Annotated in this window: 27 protein-coding genes; 19 read left to right on the top strand and 8 right to left on the bottom strand. The window is 29.7% G+C overall.

The features are described 5' to 3' along the window. Both BUA92_RS03555 and mgtE read left to right on the top strand, forming a co-directional pair. Positions 1 to 744: IS3 family transposase (locus BUA92_RS03555; RefSeq protein ID WP_139259292.1), on the top strand; the 744-nt coding region annotated here is incomplete at its 5' end. Between the two features lie 47 nt (positions 745 to 791). Continuing rightward, positions 792 to 1,673: a magnesium transporter gene (mgtE, locus tag BUA92_RS03550; protein WP_278335120.1), complete on the top strand. Its 882-nt coding sequence runs from the start codon at positions 792 to 794 to the stop codon at positions 1,671 to 1,673. A gap of 99 nt (positions 1,674 to 1,772) precedes the next feature. On the opposite strand, the gene BUA92_RS03545 is transcribed toward mgtE, so the two are convergent. From BUA92_RS03545 to BUA92_RS03530, 4 genes are all read right to left on the bottom strand, one after another. Further along, complete coding sequence (locus BUA92_RS03545) at positions 1,773 to 1,991, bottom strand: DUF2922 domain-containing protein (RefSeq protein ID WP_073016761.1); 219 nt, start codon at positions 1,989 to 1,991, stop codon at positions 1,773 to 1,775. 40 nt (positions 1,992 to 2,031) lie between these two features. Beyond that, entirely contained in the window at positions 2,032 to 2,256 is a 225-nt protein-coding gene (locus BUA92_RS03540) for a DUF1659 domain-containing protein (RefSeq protein WP_073016759.1), read from the bottom strand. Between the two features lie 129 nt (positions 2,257 to 2,385). After that, a complete protein-coding gene (locus BUA92_RS03535; protein WP_073016756.1) occupies positions 2,386 to 2,574 on the bottom strand; it encodes a YvrJ family protein in 189 nt (62 codons plus the stop codon). 132 nt (positions 2,575 to 2,706) lie between these two features. Next, a complete protein-coding gene (locus BUA92_RS03530) occupies positions 2,707 to 3,045 on the bottom strand; it encodes a hypothetical protein (RefSeq protein ID WP_073016753.1) in 339 nt (112 codons plus the stop codon). A gap of 450 nt (positions 3,046 to 3,495) precedes the next feature. Between BUA92_RS03530 and BUA92_RS23685 the strand changes: the two genes are divergently transcribed. Beyond that, entirely contained in the window at positions 3,496 to 3,621 is a 126-nt protein-coding gene (locus BUA92_RS23685) for a hypothetical protein (protein ID WP_278335117.1), read from the top strand. 292 nt (positions 3,622 to 3,913) lie between these two features. On the opposite strand, the gene BUA92_RS03520 is transcribed toward BUA92_RS23685, so the two are convergent. Then, positions 3,914 to 4,480: a sigma-70 family RNA polymerase sigma factor gene (locus BUA92_RS03520; RefSeq protein WP_073016751.1), complete on the bottom strand. Its 567-nt coding sequence runs from the start codon at positions 4,478 to 4,480 to the stop codon at positions 3,914 to 3,916. A 120-nt stretch (positions 4,481 to 4,600) separates the two neighbouring features. Here BUA92_RS03520 and BUA92_RS03515 point away from each other — a divergent pair, with 120 nt between their 5' ends. From BUA92_RS03515 to BUA92_RS03505, 3 genes are all read left to right on the top strand, one after another. Further along, positions 4,601 to 5,287 (top strand): N-acetylmuramoyl-L-alanine amidase, encoded by a 687-nt coding sequence (locus tag BUA92_RS03515; RefSeq protein ID WP_073016749.1) that lies wholly within the window; start codon positions 4,601 to 4,603, stop codon positions 5,285 to 5,287. Between the two features lie 84 nt (positions 5,288 to 5,371). Continuing rightward, positions 5,372 to 5,593 carry a DUF1659 domain-containing protein gene (locus BUA92_RS03510; RefSeq protein ID WP_073016747.1) on the top strand — a complete coding sequence of 74 codons (222 nt, stop codon included), beginning with the start codon at positions 5,372 to 5,374 and terminating at the stop codon, positions 5,591 to 5,593. A gap of 197 nt (positions 5,594 to 5,790) precedes the next feature. Continuing rightward, positions 5,791 to 6,354 (top strand): GNAT family N-acetyltransferase, encoded by a 564-nt coding sequence (locus tag BUA92_RS03505; protein WP_073016745.1) that lies wholly within the window; start codon positions 5,791 to 5,793, stop codon positions 6,352 to 6,354. Positions 6,355 to 6,527: 173 nt separating this feature from the next. Here BUA92_RS03505 and BUA92_RS03500 read toward each other — a convergent pair whose 3' ends face one another. The 3 genes from BUA92_RS03500 to BUA92_RS03490 form a co-directional block, all read right to left on the bottom strand. Beyond that, the gene (locus BUA92_RS03500; protein ID WP_341411165.1) at positions 6,528 to 6,731 is read right to left on the bottom strand and encodes a Dabb family protein; all 204 of its coding nucleotides are present in this window, start codon (positions 6,729 to 6,731) and stop codon (positions 6,528 to 6,530) included. A 76-nt stretch (positions 6,732 to 6,807) separates the two neighbouring features. Then, positions 6,808 to 7,608 (bottom strand): SDR family oxidoreductase, encoded by an 801-nt coding sequence (locus BUA92_RS03495; RefSeq protein WP_073016743.1) that lies wholly within the window; start codon positions 7,606 to 7,608, stop codon positions 6,808 to 6,810. A gap of 66 nt (positions 7,609 to 7,674) precedes the next feature. Further along, positions 7,675 to 8,589, bottom strand: a complete 915-nt coding sequence (locus tag BUA92_RS03490; protein ID WP_073016740.1) for a helix-turn-helix transcriptional regulator — start codon at positions 8,587 to 8,589, stop codon at positions 7,675 to 7,677. A 197-nt stretch (positions 8,590 to 8,786) separates the two neighbouring features. On the opposite strand from BUA92_RS03490, the gene BUA92_RS03485 reads away from it, so the two are divergent. The 13 genes from BUA92_RS03485 to BUA92_RS03425 all read left to right on the top strand — a co-directional run bounded on the left by BUA92_RS03485 (position 8,787) and on the right by BUA92_RS03425 (position 22,912). Beyond that, positions 8,787 to 9,116 (top strand): nuclear transport factor 2-like protein, encoded by a 330-nt coding sequence (locus tag BUA92_RS03485; RefSeq protein WP_073016738.1) that lies wholly within the window; start codon positions 8,787 to 8,789, stop codon positions 9,114 to 9,116. 349 nt (positions 9,117 to 9,465) lie between these two features. Further along, complete coding sequence (locus tag BUA92_RS03480; protein ID WP_073016735.1) at positions 9,466 to 9,657, top strand: hypothetical protein; 192 nt, start codon at positions 9,466 to 9,468, stop codon at positions 9,655 to 9,657. A gap of 272 nt (positions 9,658 to 9,929) precedes the next feature. Next, entirely contained in the window at positions 9,930 to 10,661 is a 732-nt protein-coding gene (locus BUA92_RS03475; protein WP_073016733.1) for a hypothetical protein, read from the top strand. An 11-nt stretch (positions 10,662 to 10,672) separates the two neighbouring features. After that, on the top strand, positions 10,673 to 12,355 hold the full coding sequence (locus tag BUA92_RS03470) for a vWA domain-containing protein (RefSeq protein ID WP_073016730.1): 1,683 nt from the start codon (positions 10,673 to 10,675) through the stop codon (positions 12,353 to 12,355). A gap of 9 nt (positions 12,356 to 12,364) precedes the next feature. Further along, positions 12,365 to 13,534 carry a toxic anion resistance protein gene (locus tag BUA92_RS03465; RefSeq protein WP_073016727.1) on the top strand — a complete coding sequence of 390 codons (1,170 nt, stop codon included), beginning with the start codon at positions 12,365 to 12,367 and terminating at the stop codon, positions 13,532 to 13,534. A 316-nt stretch (positions 13,535 to 13,850) separates the two neighbouring features. Next, a complete protein-coding gene (licT, locus tag BUA92_RS03460) occupies positions 13,851 to 14,687 on the top strand; it encodes a BglG family transcription antiterminator LicT (RefSeq protein WP_073016724.1) in 837 nt (278 codons plus the stop codon). Between the two features lie 183 nt (positions 14,688 to 14,870). Then, on the top strand, positions 14,871 to 16,733 hold the full coding sequence (locus tag BUA92_RS03455) for a beta-glucoside-specific PTS transporter subunit IIABC (protein ID WP_073016722.1): 1,863 nt from the start codon (positions 14,871 to 14,873) through the stop codon (positions 16,731 to 16,733). Between the two features lie 77 nt (positions 16,734 to 16,810). Then, entirely contained in the window at positions 16,811 to 18,247 is a 1,437-nt protein-coding gene (locus tag BUA92_RS03450) for a 6-phospho-beta-glucosidase (protein ID WP_073016720.1), read from the top strand. 148 nt (positions 18,248 to 18,395) lie between these two features. After that, the gene (locus tag BUA92_RS03445) at positions 18,396 to 19,385 is read left to right on the top strand and encodes a lactate/malate family dehydrogenase (protein WP_073016717.1); all 990 of its coding nucleotides are present in this window, start codon (positions 18,396 to 18,398) and stop codon (positions 19,383 to 19,385) included. Between the two features lie 18 nt (positions 19,386 to 19,403). After that, on the top strand, positions 19,404 to 20,099 hold the full coding sequence (locus BUA92_RS03440; protein WP_073016715.1) for a hypothetical protein: 696 nt from the start codon (positions 19,404 to 19,406) through the stop codon (positions 20,097 to 20,099). A 224-nt stretch (positions 20,100 to 20,323) separates the two neighbouring features. Next, positions 20,324 to 21,187, top strand: coding sequence for a Cof-type HAD-IIB family hydrolase (locus BUA92_RS03435; RefSeq protein ID WP_073016714.1), 864 nt, complete (start codon positions 20,324 to 20,326; stop codon positions 21,185 to 21,187). A gap of 59 nt (positions 21,188 to 21,246) precedes the next feature. Continuing rightward, a complete protein-coding gene (locus tag BUA92_RS03430; RefSeq protein WP_073016713.1) occupies positions 21,247 to 22,104 on the top strand; it encodes a MurR/RpiR family transcriptional regulator in 858 nt (285 codons plus the stop codon). A 22-nt stretch (positions 22,105 to 22,126) separates the two neighbouring features. Beyond that, on the top strand, positions 22,127 to 22,912 hold the full coding sequence (locus tag BUA92_RS03425; protein ID WP_073016841.1) for a histidinol-phosphatase HisJ family protein: 786 nt from the start codon (positions 22,127 to 22,129) through the stop codon (positions 22,910 to 22,912). The last annotated feature ends 55 nt before the right edge of the window (positions 22,913 to 22,967 follow it).

Raw genomic sequence — 22,967 nt, 5'->3', positions numbered from 1 at the left:
TCGGAAAAGATAGTATTGAGAGAAAAAATACTTAAAATTTATAACGAAAATAAATGTAGATATGGTGCTCCTAAAATACAAAAGGCTCTTGAACAATCAGGCATTTATATAAGTATCAAGCGAGTTCAGAGATTGATGAAAGAGTTAAATATTCGTTCTATAGTAGTTAAAAAATTTAGACTAGTAAGGTCTAGCATAAAAGTGTTAGAACGAGTAAATTTACTAAAACAGGATTTTAAAACTACCAAACTAAATGAAAAATGGGTAGGAGATATAACTTATATTCATACATTAAAGGACGGCTGGTGCTACTTAGCTTCTATTATGGACTTGTATACGAGAAAGATAGTTGGCTACTCATTTTCAAAGACTATGGATTCTTCTGTAGTAATAGCTGCTTTAGATAATGCATATAAAATCCAGAAGCCAACTGAATCGCTTATTTTCCACTCTGATCTTGGAGTTCAATACACAAGTACAGAGTTTATTAATAGACTAAAAAAATATGGAATGAAAGCCTCAAATAGTAGAAAAGCATGCCCCTATGATAATGCTTGTATCGAGTCTTTTCATTCCATTTTAAAGAAAGAACAAGTTAACAATGTTCAATATTATGATTATGAAAGTGCGAAATTAGACTTATTTATTTTTATTGAATCATGGTATAACCGTAAAAGAATCCATAGTTCTATTGATTACATAACTCCGCAAATGAAAGAAGATCTTTTTAGAATGACAATTTGAGAATTAAAATGTGTCCAAGATATTGACCTAGGTCCACCTTAAAGAAAATTAAAGAAATTGGACCTAAAACAGAAGTAATTGAGACAATATTTGTATTGAGTAAAGACAAGGAATTAATAGGGACTGCGGATTTAAGGGATATACTTATTTCTGATGAGGATAAAAAGCTAGTAGAGATTATGAATGATAATATAATCTCTGTTAATCCAGAAGAAGACCAGGAGAAAGTATCTTTGCTTGTTTCAAAATATGATTTAAAGGCTATTCCAGTAATAAATCACAAAAATTCTTTACTTGGTATTATAACTGTAGATGATATAATTGATGTTATCGTAGAAGAGCAAACAGAAGATATATTGATGATGGGTGGTGTAAGTAAGGAAGAAAGAGTGGGAAGTTCTCTTATAACATCTGTTAAAAAGAGACTACCTTGGTTATTTATTAATCTTGGGACTGCATTTTTAGCAGCATTTACTGTGGGGCTATTTGAAGATGTTATTTCACAAGTTGTTGCATTAGCAGCTGCTATGCCTATAGTTGCGGGAATGGGAGGAAATGCAGGAACCCAAACATTATCACTGGTAATAAGAAGTATTGCTCTTGGAGAAGTTAGCTTAAAAAAGAATTGGAAATTAGTATTTAAAGAAGTTGGACTTGGTGTAATTAATGGAGCAGCTACAGGAGTTATTACGGGAATCATACTTTATATGAAATATGATAACCCGTATCTTGGAATTATTATCTTCGCTGCAATGATTGGAAACTTAGTAATAGCAGGTTTCTTCGGTTTTCTAATCCCTTTGTTATTAAAGGGATTAGGTATAGACCCTGCATTAGCATCAGCAATATTTTTAACAACAGCTACTGATGTTTTTGGATTTTTCTTATTTTTAGGGTTAGCAAAAATGTTTTTGCCATTCTTATTGTGAAGATTAGGAAAAGATGTATGTTTTCATGTCAGGAAATTGTATTTTAAAAATAAGAGAGCTCAGCTTAAAAAACTGAACTCTCTTTAGTAATAGATTAAATTACTGTAAGTCAAACTTAGTAACTTCTCTTTGAGTTAATTGAGCTGAATACTTAGAGGCTAATAATCCATTCTTAGTTAAGAAAACATCTTTAGCTATAATAGTATCGATTAAGGTAGATACCTGAGCTTGAGTTATGTCACTCTTAACTCCAGATACTGTCATGGAAACCTTGTCCCCAGTTTCAGTAACAAAAGTCATTGATAATGAATATTCCATAGATTCATCTCCTTTCTATAATAAAATCTTTGCTTAAACTTTAAGCATTAGCAATTTTTGATGTTTCATTTAAAAAGTAATCGCGAGTAGGATTACTTAAAACACCTTTGATGGCTTCAGCTACATCAAACACATTTTCAGGTAAAGCATCAATCTTAATACCTGAGAAGTTTTTCTTTCTATAAATAACTTCACCAGATCCATTAACACCATTCTCCACTTCAATAGCAAGAGAAGTAGAACTTAAAACCTTACTAATAGCCATACATCACACCTCCTTTCATCTAGATGATCACCTTTGTCCTGTAGAATGCATTTCTAAGACTTATTAAGCTTAACAGGTGATTCATAGTATAAATCGATTCTCATCAGAATAACTACTTATACATTTTTTTTAAGCAATTTTATCATCATTTCCATTATCTATAACAACGCCAAGCTTAGTAGAAATAATTGTATTTAGCTTGTTTATAGATGATGTTAAGCCCGCTATGTTTTTCTCAAGTCTAATTAATAAATAGGCACTAATAGCAACGGGAAAACCCACATTTCCTATTAGAGTCACAAGATCATTAATTTCCATAGAAAATCACCTCCAATTAAGTAATACACCTTTTTACATTATAATTATCCTCTTAGGAGTATAATTTATTAAAATCATTTTCTTTAGTAATAAAATCATAATAATGATTTATAGCTTCATCTAAAATACTGCTTAAATAGGCGTTAATATCAGGATGCATGGCTTTAAGTTCATTAAGCTTCCTAACAGTGGATTTTCTAAAAGTGTTCGTTTAATATCAAAATATTCATTGTTGACAGGAGGGATAATTCCATTAGCACAGGGCTTACCTACACGATTATCAACTAAATTTGTTTCAGCTGCTAAAGAAGGTTTTGAGTTAAAGGTTACTGGTTCAGTAGAAGTGTTTGTAAAAGAGAAACTTGATACAGGTGTTCCAGAGATAACATCACTAAATCCATTTTCTTCAACGTAATCTTCAAATCCTAAATCAATTATATTTTCATTTTTCTTAGAAGTTTTTTTTACCATAATAACATCTCCTATTTTATAGAATATATCTAAAGAAGATATACACCTAAATACTGTACAAGGTTCTTTTAAGGCCTTATAAAATTCATGCTATAAATAGCTTTAAGGCGCATAAACAATATATATTCTTCAGAATATATATTTTTATATTTTAAAAAAAGATTAAATGTTAAATTCTTCAGAAGATAAGCACCTAAATACTGTAGAGGCTTCTTCTCAGGCCTCATCAAATCCTTTGAGGCTAAATACTGTAGAGGTTTGATAGGGGGAAATCATTTAGTTAATGAATTCAATGAAGATACTTAATACAGAACTCTAATGAAACTTTAAAAAAAATTTTCTACAGAGCATAGGTGAAATGAATTTAATGAAATACTGCGTATTTCTACAGGGCATAGGTGTATTTCTTTTTTGTCTAATGTTAATTAGAGAAAAAGGAGAGGTGTCTACATGATAAAAGATAAAATTATAATTTCAAACCACAATAGCCAGAGCTTTGATAAAATGCAGTTAGCTTTAGCTATTAAGAATTCTACCTACGAGGATAATTTAAGTTGCTCTTTGCTTCATAATTGAGTGATTAGAGATTGTAGTTTATGTAATCTCAAAAGTATATGTGATGGAATTGAGGAGCTAGCCAAGGATTATTATGATAGTACTACTGAAGTTGTTGGGAGCTTTAAGTTTTAATATTATCATTGATGCTGCTTGAAGGGAGAAGATCCTTTTAAGCAGCATTTATTTTTATGAGGAATTAATCCAGTAATAAGAATTTAATTTCATTAAATCAGAATATATAAAATGGAAGAATTAAATTTATGGTAGATATAAAATTTGCACAAGACAAATTGTCTTGCGCAAATTTTTTTTACCCACCAATTATCTCCTTTAGTCTTTCTAAACTCCTGTTTCTCATCCTCATAGATGTGGAGTAAGGTATACCAGCTTGTTTTGCAAATGCCTTTAATGGTTGATTTTTTATATAAACAAACTCAATAAGTTCTTTTTCTTCTTTAGCTAATTTTCCTATTGCAGCCTTAAGATTTAAAATTTCTATCTTAGGGAACAATTCATCTTCTACAAAGTCTATATCATAAGCTAGGGTGTGTTCCAAGCAATCTGTAAGAGTAAGGATAGATCTACTATCGGTCTTATCATGTCTAGTTGAACTCCTTATTAAATTGGATAAAGCGTTTTTTATTGATGTAGTGGCATAGGCTACAAATCTCTTGTTCTCTGGATTGTACTTATTCAGTGCTTTAAAAAGGCTTTTATAACATTCATTTTGGACGTCTTCAAATTCATATCCATTTAGAAAAGTTTTTTTACATAAATTTAGAATAAAGGGCTTAAAATTATTAGCCAAATCCTCTTTTGCCTGATCATTTCCCATCTTAGCTAGTACAGCTAATCTTTCATTTTCAATTAAGTTCATTTTCATCACCTCTAATTTAATATTTTTAGAAAACACCCTGCACAAGTTAATAGGAATTTAATTAAATACAATGTGGTATTTATATAGTGCATTGGGGTATTTATTTATAGGGGTGATTAAATGAAACTAGCCATTGATATTGGTCATAATTGCAGTTATGACCTAGGAGCATCTGGAATTAAGTCAGAGGATAATTTAAATCTTGAGGTAGGTAATAGTCTTATTAGTAAATGCTTAAATGCAGGTATTGAGGTTGTTAAATGTTTACCTAGTATCACTTCAAGTCTTTATGATTCTTTAAACAAAAGGGTAACTACAGCTAATAATCATAATGCAGATTTCTTTATATCCATTCATCATAATGCTTTTCCTGGAGCTCAAGGAACCGAGATTCTTTGTTATCCAGGCAGTAAGGGGATAGATATTGCAAAGGTAATACTTCCAGAGATTGTTTCATTAGGCTTTAGAGATAGAGGGGTAAAACCTAGAGGTGATCTCTTTGTATTAAAGAATACTAAAATGCCCGCAATTCTTGTTGAATGTGCCTTTTGTGACAGTGAACATGATATGCAAATTTATAACTCTGAGGCTATGGCAACTGCAATATTTTTAGGAATTAAAAAAGCCTTTAACATTCAAACTGTCGTACAACCTAAAGATGAGGGACTATATCATGTTGTCAAAAAGGGCGATAACTTATGGACATTGTCAAAGATCTACTTCACAACGGTAAAAGACATAATAACTCTAAATAATATTGAGAATCCAGATTTAATATATCCTGGTCAAAGAATTAGAGTTAAGTAAATTTTGTCTATATGAAAATTATACCAAAAAAGAAGGAGCATGCAAACGTGTGTTCCTGTTACGAAGTGAAAGGAGGTGAGTCAGATGACAGAAGTAATTTTAACTTCATTAGCTTTAGTTGTAGAATATAAAAGCGGATTAGACAAAGAAGGAAATGACGTTTATAAAAAACAAAGATATTCAAAAATATCTGAAAATGCTACAGATGAAGCTTTATATGATGTAGGAAACGCTATAGGACAAGTGCTTGATACACAGACCTATAGAGTTTCAAAAGAAAATAAATTTGAGCTATTTCATGTTTAAGAAAAGGAGGAAAAGATGTGGAGTTAAATGATTCCACATCTTTTTTACAATTTATTTTGATCTTAAAAGTCAATTAAAGACAATATGTAGAATTATGGTAATAGTTATTATAAAATAAAAGTAGGTGAGTTTAGTTGAAACTTAATAGTAGTTATCTATATTTATAAATAATGAAGTATTAGAGAGGAGAATAAAAAATGCTAAGTGTATATGAAACATGCCCTACATATGAAAATGAAAAATATCTGCTTAAGTTTGTTGAAAATGAAGACTGTATTGATTTACTGAAAGTATATTCTGATAAAAAAGCGGTTTTATTATTTAATAGTGATAATTGTGGAGGAGACGATTTTTATTATACGACAGAGAAGCGTATGAAAGATGCTATTGATTATTGGCATTTTGAATACGATAGACAAGGTTTTGTTAGATGGTCTATTATAGATAAGCATAAAAACTCTGCTATTGGAACAATAGAACTTTTTCATAGAACTAGTAAGGATTATTTTACTAAATGTGGATTATTGAGATTAGACCTGAGAAGTGATTATGAGAAGGTACAAGAAATTGAAAATATTTTATCTTTAATAATCCCTAAAACATTTGATTTATTTAAGTGTGATAAAGTGGCTACTAAAGCTATATCAAAGGCATCTGAAAGGATTATGGTTCTAAAGAACTTAGGATTTCAGGCTTCAGATGAAAAGTTAATCGGTCATGATGGAACAGAGTATGATTCCTATTTTGTTCTTAAAAATTAGATAAATTTCTAATCTTAAATGAGTAACGGCTCCTATGTTGTAGTAAAATATAATATAAGCTAAATAAGAACTGCATTAAGCAGTTCTTATTTAGTTTCATAACATACTGATGTTTGTGTGTCTAAAACATCTCCTATAAACTTTCCAACTTCTAGGTGGGCAGGATGAATAAGTTATGCATTCATATCATCCAGTGATTCAAATTTAGTAATCAGAATTATGTCATAAGCCGTTTGGCTGGGACGAATATTCATTTCAGCTTGTATATCTAAAAGAACTTCTATTTTTCCTTTCATACCTAAAAGAACTTCCTGTGCCTTTTTAATATTTTCAGTATCATTATTTTTTAATTTCAAAAGTACATTATTTACAATCATTTTTTTACCTCCTGTAATATTTAGAAATACGTATAGTTTAGGGTTCATAATATTTTTTAGTATCGTTAAATAGTTTTTAAATGGTTCGAATTATACCACCATCAATAGTATGCTCACATCCAGTAATGTAGGAAGCTCTATCTGAAGCAAGAAAAGCAACAAGTTCTGCAACTTCCTCGGGTTTTGCTGGACGACCAAGAGGTATACCACCAAGGGCATCCATTAATTCTTGACGAGCACCGTTATAATCTTTTCCAGAATTCTGTGACATTCTTTCAATAAGACGCTCGGCAGCTTTTGTTTCAGTAAAACCTGGGGCTACTGTATTGATTCGTATTCCTTCAGATCCAAATTGAGTGGCTAGATTTTTACTATAATTAGTAAGAGCTGCTTTTGCTGCTGAGTATGCCATTGTCATATTTCCTGGAAGCCTGCGCTGAATTGAGGATATGTGAACTATAACTCCTTTATGCTGATTAATCATAGTTGGTAAAAATCCACGATCCAAGCGTACAGAAGCAAAAAGATTAGCATTAAATGTACTTATCCAATCTTCGTCACTTAGGGCTAAAGCTCCAGATGTTGAAGATGATGAACCTCCTACATTATTAATTAGTACATCTAATCCTCCAAGTTTTTCAAGAGTATCCTTAATTATTTTTTCTGTGCCTTCTGGTGTACTAACATCAGCTTGAATAAATCCAACAGAATCAGGTAAATCTTCTGAAACAGTTCGAGCTGCAGTCATTATGCTTGCTCCAGCACTGAGTAAACGGTGAACAATAGCATTTCCAATCCCTTTGGTTCCTCCTGTTACAAGTACCCTTTTACCCTCAAATTCTTTGCTCATATCAAATGTTGATAATGTATTTCCCATACTTAGATTCCTCCCTGCTTTATGTTGTCTTGTTTAGTATAGCTAATATAACTTGACTACAGTACGTCAGGTTCTAGAATGATATTTATTCACCATATTATCTAAACGAAGTGATATCTCATTCCTTATACTTTGAGGAGATATAACCTCTAGCATTGTACCAAAAGAAAAGAGATAGTTATAAATCCACTCACCATAGGGCATGGAGACAATTACAGTATAAGAGTTGTCATTATTTTTTATTATATTTTCTTCACTAAAATCATCATATACACGGTAAGCTCCTTCAGCTGATATTTTAAGAGTTAGTTTAACCCGTTCATTAGCTTCTTCCTTTGCAGACTTAGGCAAAAGCTCCTGAGAATTTTGGTGTATACATGACTCTTCAGTAATATAAATATCAGACATGCGGCTTATTTTAAATGTTCTAGAGGCACTTTTTTGCAGACAATATCCCTGTAAGTACCAAGCCTTATCTTTAAAAATCAATTTAAAAGGTTCAACCTTTCTATATTCTTTTTCACCGTATATATTAAAATAAGAAAAAGTTACAACTAGTTGTTCAAGTATGGCGCCTTTAAGAAGTCCAAAAATCTGTTGCTGTTTTTTATTGCTTCCCCAATTAGAAAAATCAACTTCAACCCAGTTTATATTATTTTTTCTAAAAAGTCCGCTAAGCTTTAATAGCACGTTATCAAGTTCAGGATATTGAACTGCTGATAGACTTTGAAGAGCCATCAAGATTTTATCCTGTTCTTTTTCTGAAAGTAGTGACTTATCAAGTACAAAGTCATCAATAAGAGAGATTCCCCCACCTTTACCTTGACTTGTATATATGGGAATACCACCTTGGCACAGTGCATCAATATCCCTATATATAGTTCTCACAGATACTTCAAAATGTTCAGCCAGTTCTCCAGCGGTCACAGATTTCTTTTTAAGCAGAATGTATATAATTTGAAATAACCTACTTATTTGCACAACATCACCTCATTTAAAATATAAAACATATAATATGACTACAATATGTCATATTATATGTTTTTCTAATAAATAAACATTTTATTCTAATTTATTAAAATTAAAAGTTGACGTAGAGTAGTCAGGTTATACTTGTTAATATTAAAATATCCTCCGTAATAAGTACGGAATAAATAAAATGTATAAGGAGAGAAACTATGATTAAAAGACCTATTGAAACATATTTTAACTCAACCAGCGAGTCAGAAAAAAGTACTTTTCTTTCAATTTTTGCTGAGGATGCTATTCTAATTGATGAGGGGAAGGAATATAAGGGTTTAACGCAAATTAAAAAGTGGAGTGAAGATCACCATTTTGCTTATAAGTTGAAACTAGAAGTAGTAAACACTAGAGTGGTAAACACTCAAACTATTGTTACAGCTAAAGTTGATGGTGATTTTGATAAAACAGGATTACCAGATCCTTTTCTTTTGGACTTCCATTTTACAGTAGTAAATGAGAAAATAACAAAACTAGAAATTTTATAACATTACGATAATTATAAGAAAATTAAGGCTATATCATCAGATAGAATTATTAAAACCCCATGACAGAAAAATGTCATGGGGTTTTAATAATTGTCCATAAGTTAGACTCCTTTATATTTTAATATTTTTTCTTAAGTATTAATAAACACAAAAATAATAAAAATCCTACACATTATTTTGAGAATTTAAAATAATAATTATTAAAGTGAAAAGTTGTAACGAAATAGAAGACAAAAGAATAATATAAATCTATCGGATTTAAAAAAATGAATACTTCTAATTATCAGAAGTTAAATAAGGTAAAGTTAAGGGATACTTTAAAAGGTAGGATAAATAAGGTGGTGAGTTAATGAAAAGTGAAGTTGAATTTTTACAATTATTAGATGGGGAAACAGATGAAACAGCTCTAGAAAAATTTAAAAGAAAAATGATTGCTCTAGGCAAAGAGATAAAAATTGTAAATAGTAAAAGAATGTGCCCAAAGCTTATGAAAATATATTTTGTTGAAAATAAGAAAAAGGGAATGCAGGAGATGGGATAGTAAAAAAATAAGATACACAAGTTCTTGAGTCATTATGATTCAGTTGCTTGTGTATTTTTATATTTTTACCACTAAAATAAGGAATTATTTAGATATTTATAGAAATATTTAGTCTTTTTTCATGTTTCAGTATTGAAAGAACTATGAATTATATAATAAACTATATTTACTAACACTTACATTTAATTCTGCTATAAAGTATCAATTATATGATTTCTAATTAAGGAGTACATAGGAGAAATTAAAAATATTTTTAATTTGGGGGGGAGAATTTGAGTAAAAACACAATTACAAAGTTAGTAGTATATAATTTAGTAGTAGCTTTGACGGCTATAGTATTGTTTTCTCCAGGGCTTTTAAATTTATTTGGTAAAGCAACTGGGTTGATATCACAATCACTTATAATAACCTTATTGTTGATGATTATATTTGTATTTATATATCTTAATTATAGTTTGCTATTTGCCAAAAAAGATTCATCTGTTGAATTAAAAGCTGAGACTATGAGGGATGTTGTTAAGATATTAAATAATAATACATACAAAAAATCTTTTGGAAAAACTATAAAAACTCTTATTAATCAAATAGATTCCTATACAGTGTTAAAAGACGATATATTAGAGGATTTAGAAAAGCGATTTGATAAAAATAGTTTAAGTTATTCAAAGTTTTATCAAACTATACAAGCTATGGAGTCTGTTTATTTTGATATGATGAAAAGAACAGCTACTAAGATAGAGAATTTTAATGAGGATTCTTATAATACATTAAAAAGAGAAGATAAAAATAGAGATGATTTGGTTATAGATGAAAGATTAGAGATGTATCAAAAATACTTATCAGATATAGAAACTTCAATTGAACAAGGAGACAAGATATTATTGAGATTGGACAAGTGTATGTTTGAATTATGTAAGTTAGATAATGCAGAAGGCGATTTAGATAATATGTTAGAGATCAAGCATTTGGATGAATTAATAAATAATATAAAGCATTATAAGTAAGGGGGATAATAATGAAAATTTTAAAGAACGTATTAACATTTATCATTATAGCGGGAATCGTTTTCGCTGTGGTATATGGTGGAGTATCTTTAACTAAAAATTTGGGTAAATCTGATACACAGGTATCTGAAGAAGATGCAAGTAAAACAATGAACAAGTTGTTAAAAAAGGTTAGTTATAAAGAAGTTGGAGCAAGAAAAGCTTCTGTAGTTTTAGAAAGTAATAATTTAAGTGACACACTTCCAAGTATAGATAAGTATCCAGTGAAGGTTGAAAATACAACTGATACTTTTGTTGAGATATTTTCCTCATCTGAAAAAGCTGGTAGCGGAAATGATGCTTGGCTATTAGATATAGCTAACAAATTTAACTCTTCAAGTGTGGTTGTTAATGGGAAAAAGGTATCTGTAAAAATTAGGGCAATTTCATCTGGTGAAGGTATGGATTATATATCTTCAGGAAAATATGTTCCTGATGCTTATACTCCTTCAAATGATTTATGGGGAAAAATGCTTCAAGCTAAAGGCATTAAAGTAGATACTGTAGAGGAAAGATTATTAGGGAATGTTCCAGGAGTTCTTCTATCATCAAGTAAAAAAGATGAACTAATTAAAAAATATGGATCTGTTAATCTAAAGGTAATAACTGAGGCTGTTGCAAATGGTGAATTAACAATGGGTTATACAAATCCATTTCAAAGTGCTACAGGTTTAAATTTTCTAGTATCAACACTAAATAGCTTTGATACTAACTTATTGAGTGATTCAGCTGTATCAGAATTTGAAAAGTTCCAAGCTAACATACCTTTTGTTGCTTATACAACTTTACAAATGAGGGAGTCAGCAGCATCTGGGGTTTTGGATGGTTTTATAATGGAATATCAAACTTACAAAAACTCTCCAGAATTATTTAGCAGCTATGCATTTACTCCATTTGGATTAAGACATGATAATCCTTTATATGGCATAGGAAATTTAACTGATGAGAAAAAATCTATTTTAAATGAGTTTGTAAAACTATGTAAAAGTGGTGATAGTCAGAAATTAGCAAAAGACTATGGCTTTAATGAGTTAGATAATTATAAGTCAGAAGTTAGTATGCCAGCTGGTGACACTATAATAAGAGCGCAGAAAATATGGAAAGATAAGAAAAATTCAGGACAAGATATAGTTGCAGTATTTGTAGCTGATAAGTCAGGAAGTATGGAAGGCGAACCTATGACTAAATTAAAAGAGTCATTAATAAAGGGTTCGCAATATATAAGTAATAATTCATCTGTAGGATTAGTGAGTTATTCAGATGATGTTGAGATTAATTTACCTATAGGTAAGTTTGATTTAAACCAAAGATCCTTATTTACAGGAGCTGTTGAGGATATAAATGCAGTAGGGGGAACTGCAACTAATGATGGTGTATTAGTTGCTACAAAGATGTTATTAGAAGCTAAGGAGCAAAATCCTAATGCAAAGTTAATGCTTTTTGTATTAAGTGATGGAGAACAAAATAGAGGCCTTAATTTAGATAAGATAACACCTGTTATAGAAGCATTTAAAATACCTATTTACACAATTGGTTATAATGCTGACATTGATGCTCTAAACGTATTATCTAGTATAAATGAAGCTGCTAGTATAAATGCTGACTCAGAAGATGTTATCTATAAGTTAAGCAATTTATTTAACGCACAAATGTAGGAGGTTATTATGGGTTTTACAATGGATGCCACAATAGATTTAGATAGAGTTCCAAAAGCTCCAGATATAAAGGTTTTGGAACAAGAGATTGATAAGCAATTAGAAGTTTCTGAGGAAGTAAAAACAGAACTTGAAAAAAGAGCAGAGGCAAATATAAATAGTATTTTTGATGTTGATATTTTATCTATGGATTCTAGAAAGAGTTTCATAAATCCAATAATAGAGTTTGGTAGAGATACTATGGAAGCTTCAGCTAAAAGAAACTCTATGTTAAGTATATCTGTTGGGAAGTTAGCTACACTAGAGGACAAAGATAATGTTATATCTAAAAGTCTGTTAGATTTAAACAAAGAAATGAAGGCTTTAAATCCATCTTTAATAGACTTTAATAAAACTGGTTTATTATCAAAACTATTTAATCCTATAAAAGACTATTTTGCAAAATATGAAAAAGCTAGTGATGTTTTAGTGAATATATCTAAAGCTTTAGATAAAGGTAAAAAAACTTTAGAGAATGATATTATAACAATGACTAACGAAGAAATAGAAATGAGAAAACTTACTAAAAAACTAAAATCAGAGATAGAGTTATTAACAGCAATGGATGTTTGTCTTGAAAAGAAAATACAAGATGCAAGTAGTAATGGAGTTGATCCTGAAAAGATAAAATTTGTAATGGAAGAAATTCAATTTCCACTAAAACAAGGATTAATAACTATGCAGGAAGTTTTAACAGTAAACCAACAAGGTATATTATCGATTGAATTATTTAAAAGAAACAACAAAGAATTAATGATAGGGGTAGATAGAGCAAAACTAGTTTCTATGTCAGCCCTTAGTATAGGAGCTATGCTTGCAAGTGGTTTGTATAATCAAAAGATAGTTATTAAAACCATAGAGGCAGTAAACCAAACAACAGGAGCTATGCTTGTTGGTATTTCTGAAATGATTAAATCACAAGGGGTAGATATTCACAAACAGGCTGTTAACTCAAATATATCTGTAGAAGATCTGCAAAAATCATTCGATAATTGTTTAACAGCTATAGATGATGTAAGTAAGTTTAAGCTTGAAGCATTGCCTAAGATGAGAGAAACTATAGACAAGTTTAAGAAACTTACAGAATCAGGTGAAAAGGCAATAAATAAATTTGAAAATGGAGATAAATTTTCATTTTAGAATACGTTAATTATGAACTATCTCTCAGTCTTTAATACTGAGAATAGTTCTTTTTAAATAAAATGTTGACAATGTTTACAGATTATATTAATATAATTGTATATTAAATATGAATTCATTTAAGGATTGTTACTGGAATGCAGGCAAAACCTAAATTGATACCAAACTTTTGTTATAGCCTATGGTTATAGCTGTTTGATGTTGATTTGGGTTTATTTTTATTTAAAAACAGAATAAAATCTTTCTATAATTTAAAAACTACGATTAAGTGGATAAATGTTTCTAATGGAAATTTGATGTAAAGGAGATTAGGGATGTGCTAATAAGCAAAGTGTTAAATAATAATGTTGTTACAATTAAAAATGAAGATAATCAAGAGTCTGTGGTTATGGGAAGAGGGATAGCCTTTCAAAAAAAGAAAGGTGATGAGATTGATGAAGAGAAAATAGACAAGATATTTGTTTTAAAAAACAAAAGCATCAATGATAAATTAATTACTTTAGTTAATGACATTCCAGCAGAATATTTAGAGATTTCTGAAGAGGTTATAAAATATGCTGAAGAAATGTTAAATACGAAACTAAATGAAAATATATATTTAACACTAACTGATCATATAAGCTTTTCTATAAACAGATATAATAATAATTTAGAGATGAAAAATGTTATGCTTTGGGATATAAAGAGACTTCATAAACCGGAGTTTGATATTGGAATTAAGGCATTAAAAATAATAAAAGACAAAACAGATATAAGCTTACCAGAAGATGAAGCTGCTTCTATAGCTATGCATATTTTAAATGGTGAGTTAAATCAAGACATGCCACAAATAGTAGATATTATAAACTTAATAAACGAAGTGTTAAAAATTGTAAAATATCATTTTAATATTGACTTTGATGAGGAGTCTATTAATTATTATAGATTTATTACTCATTTAAAATTTTTTGCACAAAGAATGGTTAATGGTAAATACTATGAAGATGATGATAATGAATTATTTGAAATTATTAGATTAAAATATCCAAAGTCTTATGAGTGTACAAAGAAAATAGAAGGATTTATAAAACAAAAATTTAATAGCCAGCTTACAAAAGAAGAGAAGTTATATCTTATAGTACATACGGCAAGAGTAGTAAAAGAAAGTCAATAAAGCTTTAAAGAAGTTATTTTCTTTAGGTTTTTATTATACATATTTATACAAATTAAAGGAGGGTGTAATAGTAAAATTAATTTTTAACCGGAAGTTTCATAGGATTGTAACTGATTCGATCAGGCAAAACCTTAATTCTTCAAAACTTAACTATATTAAATTTTGAAAGTGAGGAATTAAGCTATGAATTATGAAAATTTAGCTAAATCAATATTAGAAAAAGTAGGCGGAGAAGGCAATGTATCAAATTTAACACATTGTGCAACAAGATTAAGATTTAATCTAAAAGACAAATCAAAGGCAAACACAGATGGATTAAAAAACACAACTGGTGTTATGGGTGTTGTTGATAAAGGTGGACAATACCAAGTTATAATAGGTAACGAGGTTAATAATGTTTATAAGCAAATAGTTAAAATATCAAATATAGAAGTTGCAGACGGAAAGGATTCTGAAGAGGATGATAACCGTAAAGTTTCTGCAAAAGTTATAGATACAATAACAGGAATATTCACTCCTATATTACCAGCAATAACCGCTGCAGGTATGATGAAAGCCGTGCTTTCATTATTAGTTGCTTTTAAATTAATAACAACTAAATCACAAAGTTATCAGATTATAAACTTTATGGCTGATGCAGCTTTTTATTTCTTACCAATACTTCTTGCAAATTCTGCTGCTAAAAAGTTTAAGACAAATCAATATTTAGCTATGATGCTTGGTGGAATGTTAGTTCATCCAACATTTGTATCAATGGTAGGTGCAGCTAAAGAAGCGGGAACAGGAATATATTTATTTGGTTTACCGATATCTTTAGCATCTTATAGCTCAAGTGTTTTACCTATAATATTAGGTGTTTGGTTTATGTCTTATGTTGAACCAATAGCAGATAGAGTATCACCAAGTGCAATTAAGTTTTTCACAAAACCATTGATTACAGCTATGGTTACAGGAGTAGCTTTATTAGTTGTAATAGGACCTATAGGATATATAGTAAGTGATAAAATAGGATTAGGTATTAAAACTTTAGAGTCTTATGCTGGTTGGTTAGTACCAACTTTAGTTGGAGGTTTAACTCCACTATTAGTTATGACAGGTACACATTATGGACTAGTTCCAATCGGTATAAACAATCGTATGACTATGGGATATGATACTATAATATATCCAGGAATGTTAGCATCTAACGTTTCTCAAGGTGGTGCTGCTTTAGCAGTAGCAGTGAAAAGCAAAAATAAAGAGATAAAACAATTAGCATCATCAGCAGGTATTACAGCAGTTTGTGGTATAACTGAGCCAGCACTTTATGGTGTAAACTTAAAATTTAAAACTCCATTATATTCAGCTATGATAGGTGGAGCAGTGGGAGGATTATTTTTAGGACTATTTAGAGTATCAAACTATACAGGTGGTTCTCCAGGATTTTTAACACTTCCAAGTTATATTGGTGGAGATTCCATGAGTAACTTTGTATATGCCTGCATAGGAGCTGTAATAAGTGTAATTGTATCATTTATTGCTTGTTTAATATTATATAGAGATAAAGTTGAAAGTGAAGAAGTTGTTAATGGAGTTGAAAAAAAGAATTTAGTTAATAAAATCACTATAGCTAGCCCTATAAGCGGAGAAGTTATTTCATTAAATGAAGTTAAAGATGAAACCTTCGCTTCAGAAATGATGGGAAAAGGAATCGCAATTAGACCTACTGAAGGAAAAGTAGTATCACCAATAAATGGAGTTGTTCAGACAATATTCAAGACTAAACATGCTATAGGTTTAAAATCAAATGATGGAGTTGAGATTTTAATTCATGTAGGTATGGATACTGTTCAATTGGAAGGTAAGCATTTTACTTCATACATTAAAGATGGTGATGAGGTTAAAGTTGGAGATACTTTAGTAGAATTTGATATGGAAGCTATAGAAAAAGAAGGTTATGAATTAGTTACTCCAGTTATAGTAACAAATACTATGGATTATTTAGAGGTTTTACCAATGAATTTAGATACAGCAAAACTTGGAGATACTATTATAAGTATTATTTAGTTAATATGTTTAATTAAAACAGAAGGGAGTATCTTTAGCTTAATGCAGAGATACTCTCTTTAATAAAGGAGATAGGTATGTATTCTAATAAATTTCCAGAAAACTTTTTATGGGGTGGAGCAACAGCTGCAAATCAATGTGAAGGAGGATATAAAGATGGAAATAAAGGTTTATCAACAGTAGATGTTATTCCATCAGGAGAAGATAGGTTTCCAGTAATGAAAGGAAAACTAAAAATGATGACTTGCGATGAAGAGCATTATTATCCAAGTCATGAAGCTATTGATTTTTATCATAGATATAAAGATGATATAAAATTATTTGGAGAAATGGGATTTAAAACCTTTCGTTTATCAATTTCTTGGGCACGTATATTTCCAAATGGAGATGATGCACTTGTAAATGAAGAAGGGTTAATGTTTTATGAATCATTATTTGATGAATGTCTTAAATATGGGATTGAGCCACTAGTAACTATAACTCATTTTGATGTACCAATGCACCTTGTAGAAACAATAGGCTCATGGAGAAGCCGTAAGATGGTAGATCATTATGAAAGACTATGCACTACTCTTTTTAATAGATACAAAGATAAGGTTAAATACTGGCTTACTTTCAATGAAATAAACATGTTATTGCATTTGCCTTTTATAGGAGCTGGATTAACTTTTGATGAGGGAGAAAATGAAGAAGAAATAAAATATCAAGCAGCCCATCATCAGTTAATTGCAAGTGCAAAAGCTACAGAAATAGCAAGAAAAATAAATCCAAACTTCAAGATTGGTTGTATGCTTGCAGGAGCAAGTACTTATGCAAATACATGTGCACCAGAGGATGTTTGGAAGTCTATCACAAGAGATAGAGAAAATTATTTCTTTATTGATGTACAATCACGTGGAGAGTATCCTAATTATGCAAAGAAAATGTTTGCAAGAAACAATATAAATTTAAACATGGAAGCTGGAGATGAAGAGATTTTAAGAAATAACACAGTAGACTTTATATCGTTTAGTTATTATGCTTCAAGGTTAACTAGTGCAGATCCAAATGTAAATACCAAAACATCAGGAAATGTATTTCCAACTTTGAGAAATCCTTATTTAAAGGCTAGTGAATGGGGATGGCAAATAGATCCATTAGGACTTAGAATAACATTAAATGCATTATATGATCGTTATCAAAAACCTTTATTTATAGTTGAAAATGGACTTGGAGCTGTAGATACTCCAGATAAAGATGGTTATGTAGAAGATGATTATCGTATAGAATATTTAAGAGAACATATAAAGGCTATGAAAGCAGCAATTAATGAAGATGGAGTAGAACTAATGGGATATACGCCTTGGGGATGCATAGACCTTGTAAGTGCTTCAACTGGTGAAATGAAAAAACGTTATGGTTTTATATATGTTGATAAAGACAACGAAGGAAAAGGAACCCTAGCTAGAAGTAAAAAGAAGAGCTTCTATTGGTATAAGAAAGTTATAGCTAGTAATGGAGAAGAATTAGATTAATGCACATAAAAATCAGCTTTTGATAGGCTGATTTTTTATGTTATCTGAGTAATTGACAACAGGGCAAGAAGAAAATTGTGCAATTAATTAACAATTGTGCTAACATATAACTATTAATATAAAAGACAAACCACTAGGAGATGATAGTATGCATAAAAATAAATTGGTAGTTATAGGAGTAGGGCATGTTGGGTCTTATGTTTTAGCTGATGCTATGAAGCTTGGTTTATTTGCAGAAATTGGTGTAATTGATATTTTAGAAAATGTTGCTTATGGAGAAGCTCTTGATCAGGCTCAAGCTACAGCATTAACTTATATGAATAATGTTGAAGTTAAAAGTGGGGGTTATGAACAATGTGAGGATGCAGATGTTATTATTATAGCTGCAGGTCCAAGTATGATACCTGATCCTAATGACCCAAAAGGAGAACCTGATCGTACGTTATTAACAAAAATAAACTGTGGAGTTATTCGTGACGTAATGAGTGGAATAACAAAGTATACGAGGGATGCAATAATAATTTTAATAACTAACCCATTAGATACAATGGTTTATATAGCTGAAAATGAATTTAATTATCCTAAAGGACGTGTGTTTGGAACTGGGACTATGTTAGATTCAGCACGTTTAAGAAAATTTATTGCTGATACCTATAAAATTGATCCAAAATCAGTGACAGGATATATGATGGGAGAACATGGTAGTACTGCATTCCCTGTTTTAAGCCATGTTAACATCTCTGGTATACCATTTTCAGAGTTAAATGAATACTTTGAGGGTTCTTATGATATAAATGATCCCGAAGTAGTGAAATCTGCAATAATTACTTCAGCATATGAAGTGTTTAATGGTAAGGGATGGACCAATGCTGGTGTTGCTCAATCTGCTGTTACTATGGCAAAGGCTGTTCTATTAGACGAAAAAAGTGTTTATCCAACATCTACTACCTTAAGAGGTCAATATAGTCATGACGGAGATGTAGCATTAAGTATGCCATGTGTTATTGGACGAGAAGGAGTTATAAAACAACTGCCTGTGAAATTAAATGAATGGGAAACAAAAAAGCTAGAAGAATCTATTTCTTTTATAAAATCAGCTATGAAAGATGCAAAAACTGGACCTGAGTTTAAAATTTAAAGAGGTGAATAATTTTTAATGGATACAGATAATAAAAAGTTATTTAAGTACTTAGGTATGATTTTTATATCAGTTTTGATATGTTATAGGCTTCCACATAGTTCATACTCAATAATAGAATATATTATAAGACCAATAAGAATTAACTATACAACAATATATCTTGCAGGATTAATTCCACTAGTACTATTTATTATAGGAATAAAGGGTCTTTTTAAATTAAAAAGAAATGAAAAGAAAAGTAAATTTTTTATTTTTATTATAACTGTATTTGTAATAATACCGATAATGAAGTGGTCTTTAGGGTTCGTAAGGTCAAGCTATCACTTTATTATTAAAGATGGATTAAATTCATTAGATATTACTGATTCTAAAGTTAATTTAGGTAGTAATAATAATGATTTCTCTATAAATGTAAATATGGAGATAATTGATTATGGTTCAAGTAATAAGGACTTTAAAGTAAAAGTGTATTTACCTACATCTTTAACTGATATTTTAGGAGAAGAGGCTTATGATTTAGAGGGTAGTTATAATACTTACGGACATAAAGGTAAAACATATATAAATGAAAAAATTGTTCTTAAAAATGCAAATGAAAAAATGCGGGGAGAAATTTTTAAAACAATGTGGTATTTTGATCCTATAAGGTATGAGCTATATAATAATGATCAATCAATTAAGATAGTAGATTATAGAAATAAATCATTTTAGAAACTATTTAGTAGAAGGTGGAAAATAAAAGTTAAAAAATTAAATTAGTAATGCATGAAATCACAGCCTTTGGACTGTGATTTTTTCATAGGTTGATAAGTTTATTTCATTTTTCAATTAATAAGTTACCTATTTTTGATAGATACTTTTCATTTTCTCTTCAATCTATTTATTTGAATATAAAGAGTTAGTATAATCAAAGAAAAAACTAGGGGGAAAAAGTTGTGAGTGATATAAAAGTAATTATTATGGATGTTGATGGAACTTTAACTAATAGTGAAAAGAAAATTACTGAAAAAACTAAAAATGCTTTAATAAGGGCTCAAGAAGAAGGGGTTATTTTAGTTTTAGCATCAGGGAGACCTACTTCTGGATTAATAGATTATGCAAAAGAATTGAAGATGGATAAACATCATGGACTTTTAGTTTCTTTTAATGGAGCTAAGGTTATTGAGTGCCAAACTAATAAATTGTTATTTAATGAGACTATGTCTGTAAAAGAAGGGCAAGCTGTTCTTGAGCATATGAAGAAATTTGATGTTAAACCTATGATTGATAAAGATGATTATTTATTTGTTAATGATGTTTATGACTGTTATGTACAATATAAAAATAAGCCTTTTAATGTAATTCAATATGAATCTCGTGGTGGTAAGTTTAAGTTATGTGAAAAGGATGACTTATCAGCTTTTGCTGACTATCCACTTAATAAGATATTAACAGCAGGAGATCCAGAATATTTAAAAGAAAATTATGAGGATATGATGGAACCATTTAAAGATAATTTAAATTGTATGTTTACAGGACCTTTCTATTTTGAATTTACTGCTAAAGGAATTGATAAGGCAAAAGCTTTAGATGCTATCTTAATCCCTATGGGATACAAAAAGGAAGAAATGATGGCTTTTGGTGATGGACATAATGATGCTTCAATGATCAAATATGCTGGTATTGGAATAGCTATGGCTAATGGAGTAGAGGATTTAAAGCAAGTAGCTGATGAAGTAACCTTATCTAACGAAGAAGATGGGATTGCCTACGCTTTAAGTAAATATTTTGAGGATTTAGATTTAAATCCAGCCATTTAGACTATACTTCAAGAGAAAAATTAAAGAAAATAATGTATAATGTTCATGAGGTGATTTTCATGAACATTTTTATTAAGTTAGATAAAGTAACAAACTTAACTGAAAATGAAAAAATATTAGTAAAATTTATGCAAGAAAACGCAGAAGATTTTATAAAAATGAGTGCACTTGAAATAAGTGAAGTTTGCTTCATTTCAACCTCAACTATTTATAGGCTTTGTCAAAAACTTGATTTAACAGGTCTATCAGAACTTAAGGTTCAGGTATCTACTTCTATAAATGAGTATTTGAAAGAAAAGAATTTATTAGATTATAATTATCCAGTTAAACAAAATGAAACACAAAATCAAATTATTTTGAATTTGAAGGAATTATATGAACAGACCTTGATTTCCTCATTTAATTTAATAGATTTAGAACAATTAAGATTAATATCAAATATTCTAAAAAAGACAAAACACATCGATTTATATACTTCAGCTGGAAATATTTATTTTGGAGAAAACTTTAAGTTTCAGATGCAAGAGATTGGAACTTTCGTTAATGTTCCAATAGAAGAATATAATCAACTTTTAACGGCTTCCACAAGTGATGAAAGCCATGTTGCTATAATAGTTTCTTTTGAAGGAAGGGGAATTATAATAGAAGATATTGCAAATATCTTAAAAAATAACAAAACCTCAATTATTTTAATTTCTTCTACAAATGAAAATCCATTAAGTAAATATGCTGATTATCATTTGTATCTAAGTTCAAATGAAAACCATTTTAATAAAATTTCATCGTTTTCAACTAGGTTATCTTTATTATATATTTTAGATTGTTTATATGCTTGTTATTTTAAACTTGATTACGATAAAAATGTAGCCTATAAACTTGATACCTATAAAAAATTGTCTAATAAAATTAATAAATAATGATATAGAGGAGAGGGAAAGAATGTTAGCTGATTATCATATGCATACAAATTTTAGTGATGATTCCACCTATGAAATGGAGGAGGCTGTAAAAAAAGCCATTTCCATAGGACTTAATGAAATTTGTTTTACTGAACATGTGGACCATGGAGTAAAAACAGATTTAAATTGTGACTATGAAGCTTATATAAAGGAAGTTAAAAGATGTAGAGAATTATATTCTCAAAAAATATCAATAAAACTTGGAATAGAGTTTGGAGTACAAACTCATACTATAGAGCAATTTAAAAAAGATTTTGATAAGTATGACTTTGACTTTGTAATACTTTCTTGTCATCAAGTAGAGAATAAAGAGTTTTGGACACAAGATTTTCAAAAAGACAAAACTCAAAAGGAATATAATGAAGCTTACTATAAAGAAATATTAAATGTAATGAAAAACTATGATGACTACAGTGTATTAGGGCACCTTGATATGATAAAGAGATATGATAATGAAGGAGAGTATCCTTTTGAAAAAGTTAAGCATATTATAAAAGAAATATTATCTCTTGCTATTAAAAATGGAAAAGGTATTGAAGTAAACACTTCAAGTTTTAGATATGCACTTAATGATTTAACACCATCTAGAGACATATTAAGGTTATATAAAGAACTTGGGGGAACCATTATTACCATAGGCTCAGATGCACACAAAGAGGAACATTTAGGTGCTAAGATTTCCTATGTAAAAGAAGAACTTAAGAAATTAGGATTTAATAGCTTTTGTACTTTTGATAAAATGAAACCAATATTTCATGAGATCTAGTATATGTATAATGACAGTATTTTGGTAAATAATATAATTGATTCTATTTACCAAG

The organism is Clostridium intestinale DSM 6191, assembly GCF_900130055.1.
GTDB lineage: Bacteria > Bacillota > Clostridia > Clostridiales > Clostridiaceae > Clostridium_T > Clostridium_T intestinale.
This window is presented reverse-complemented; position numbering and strand designations above follow the sequence as displayed.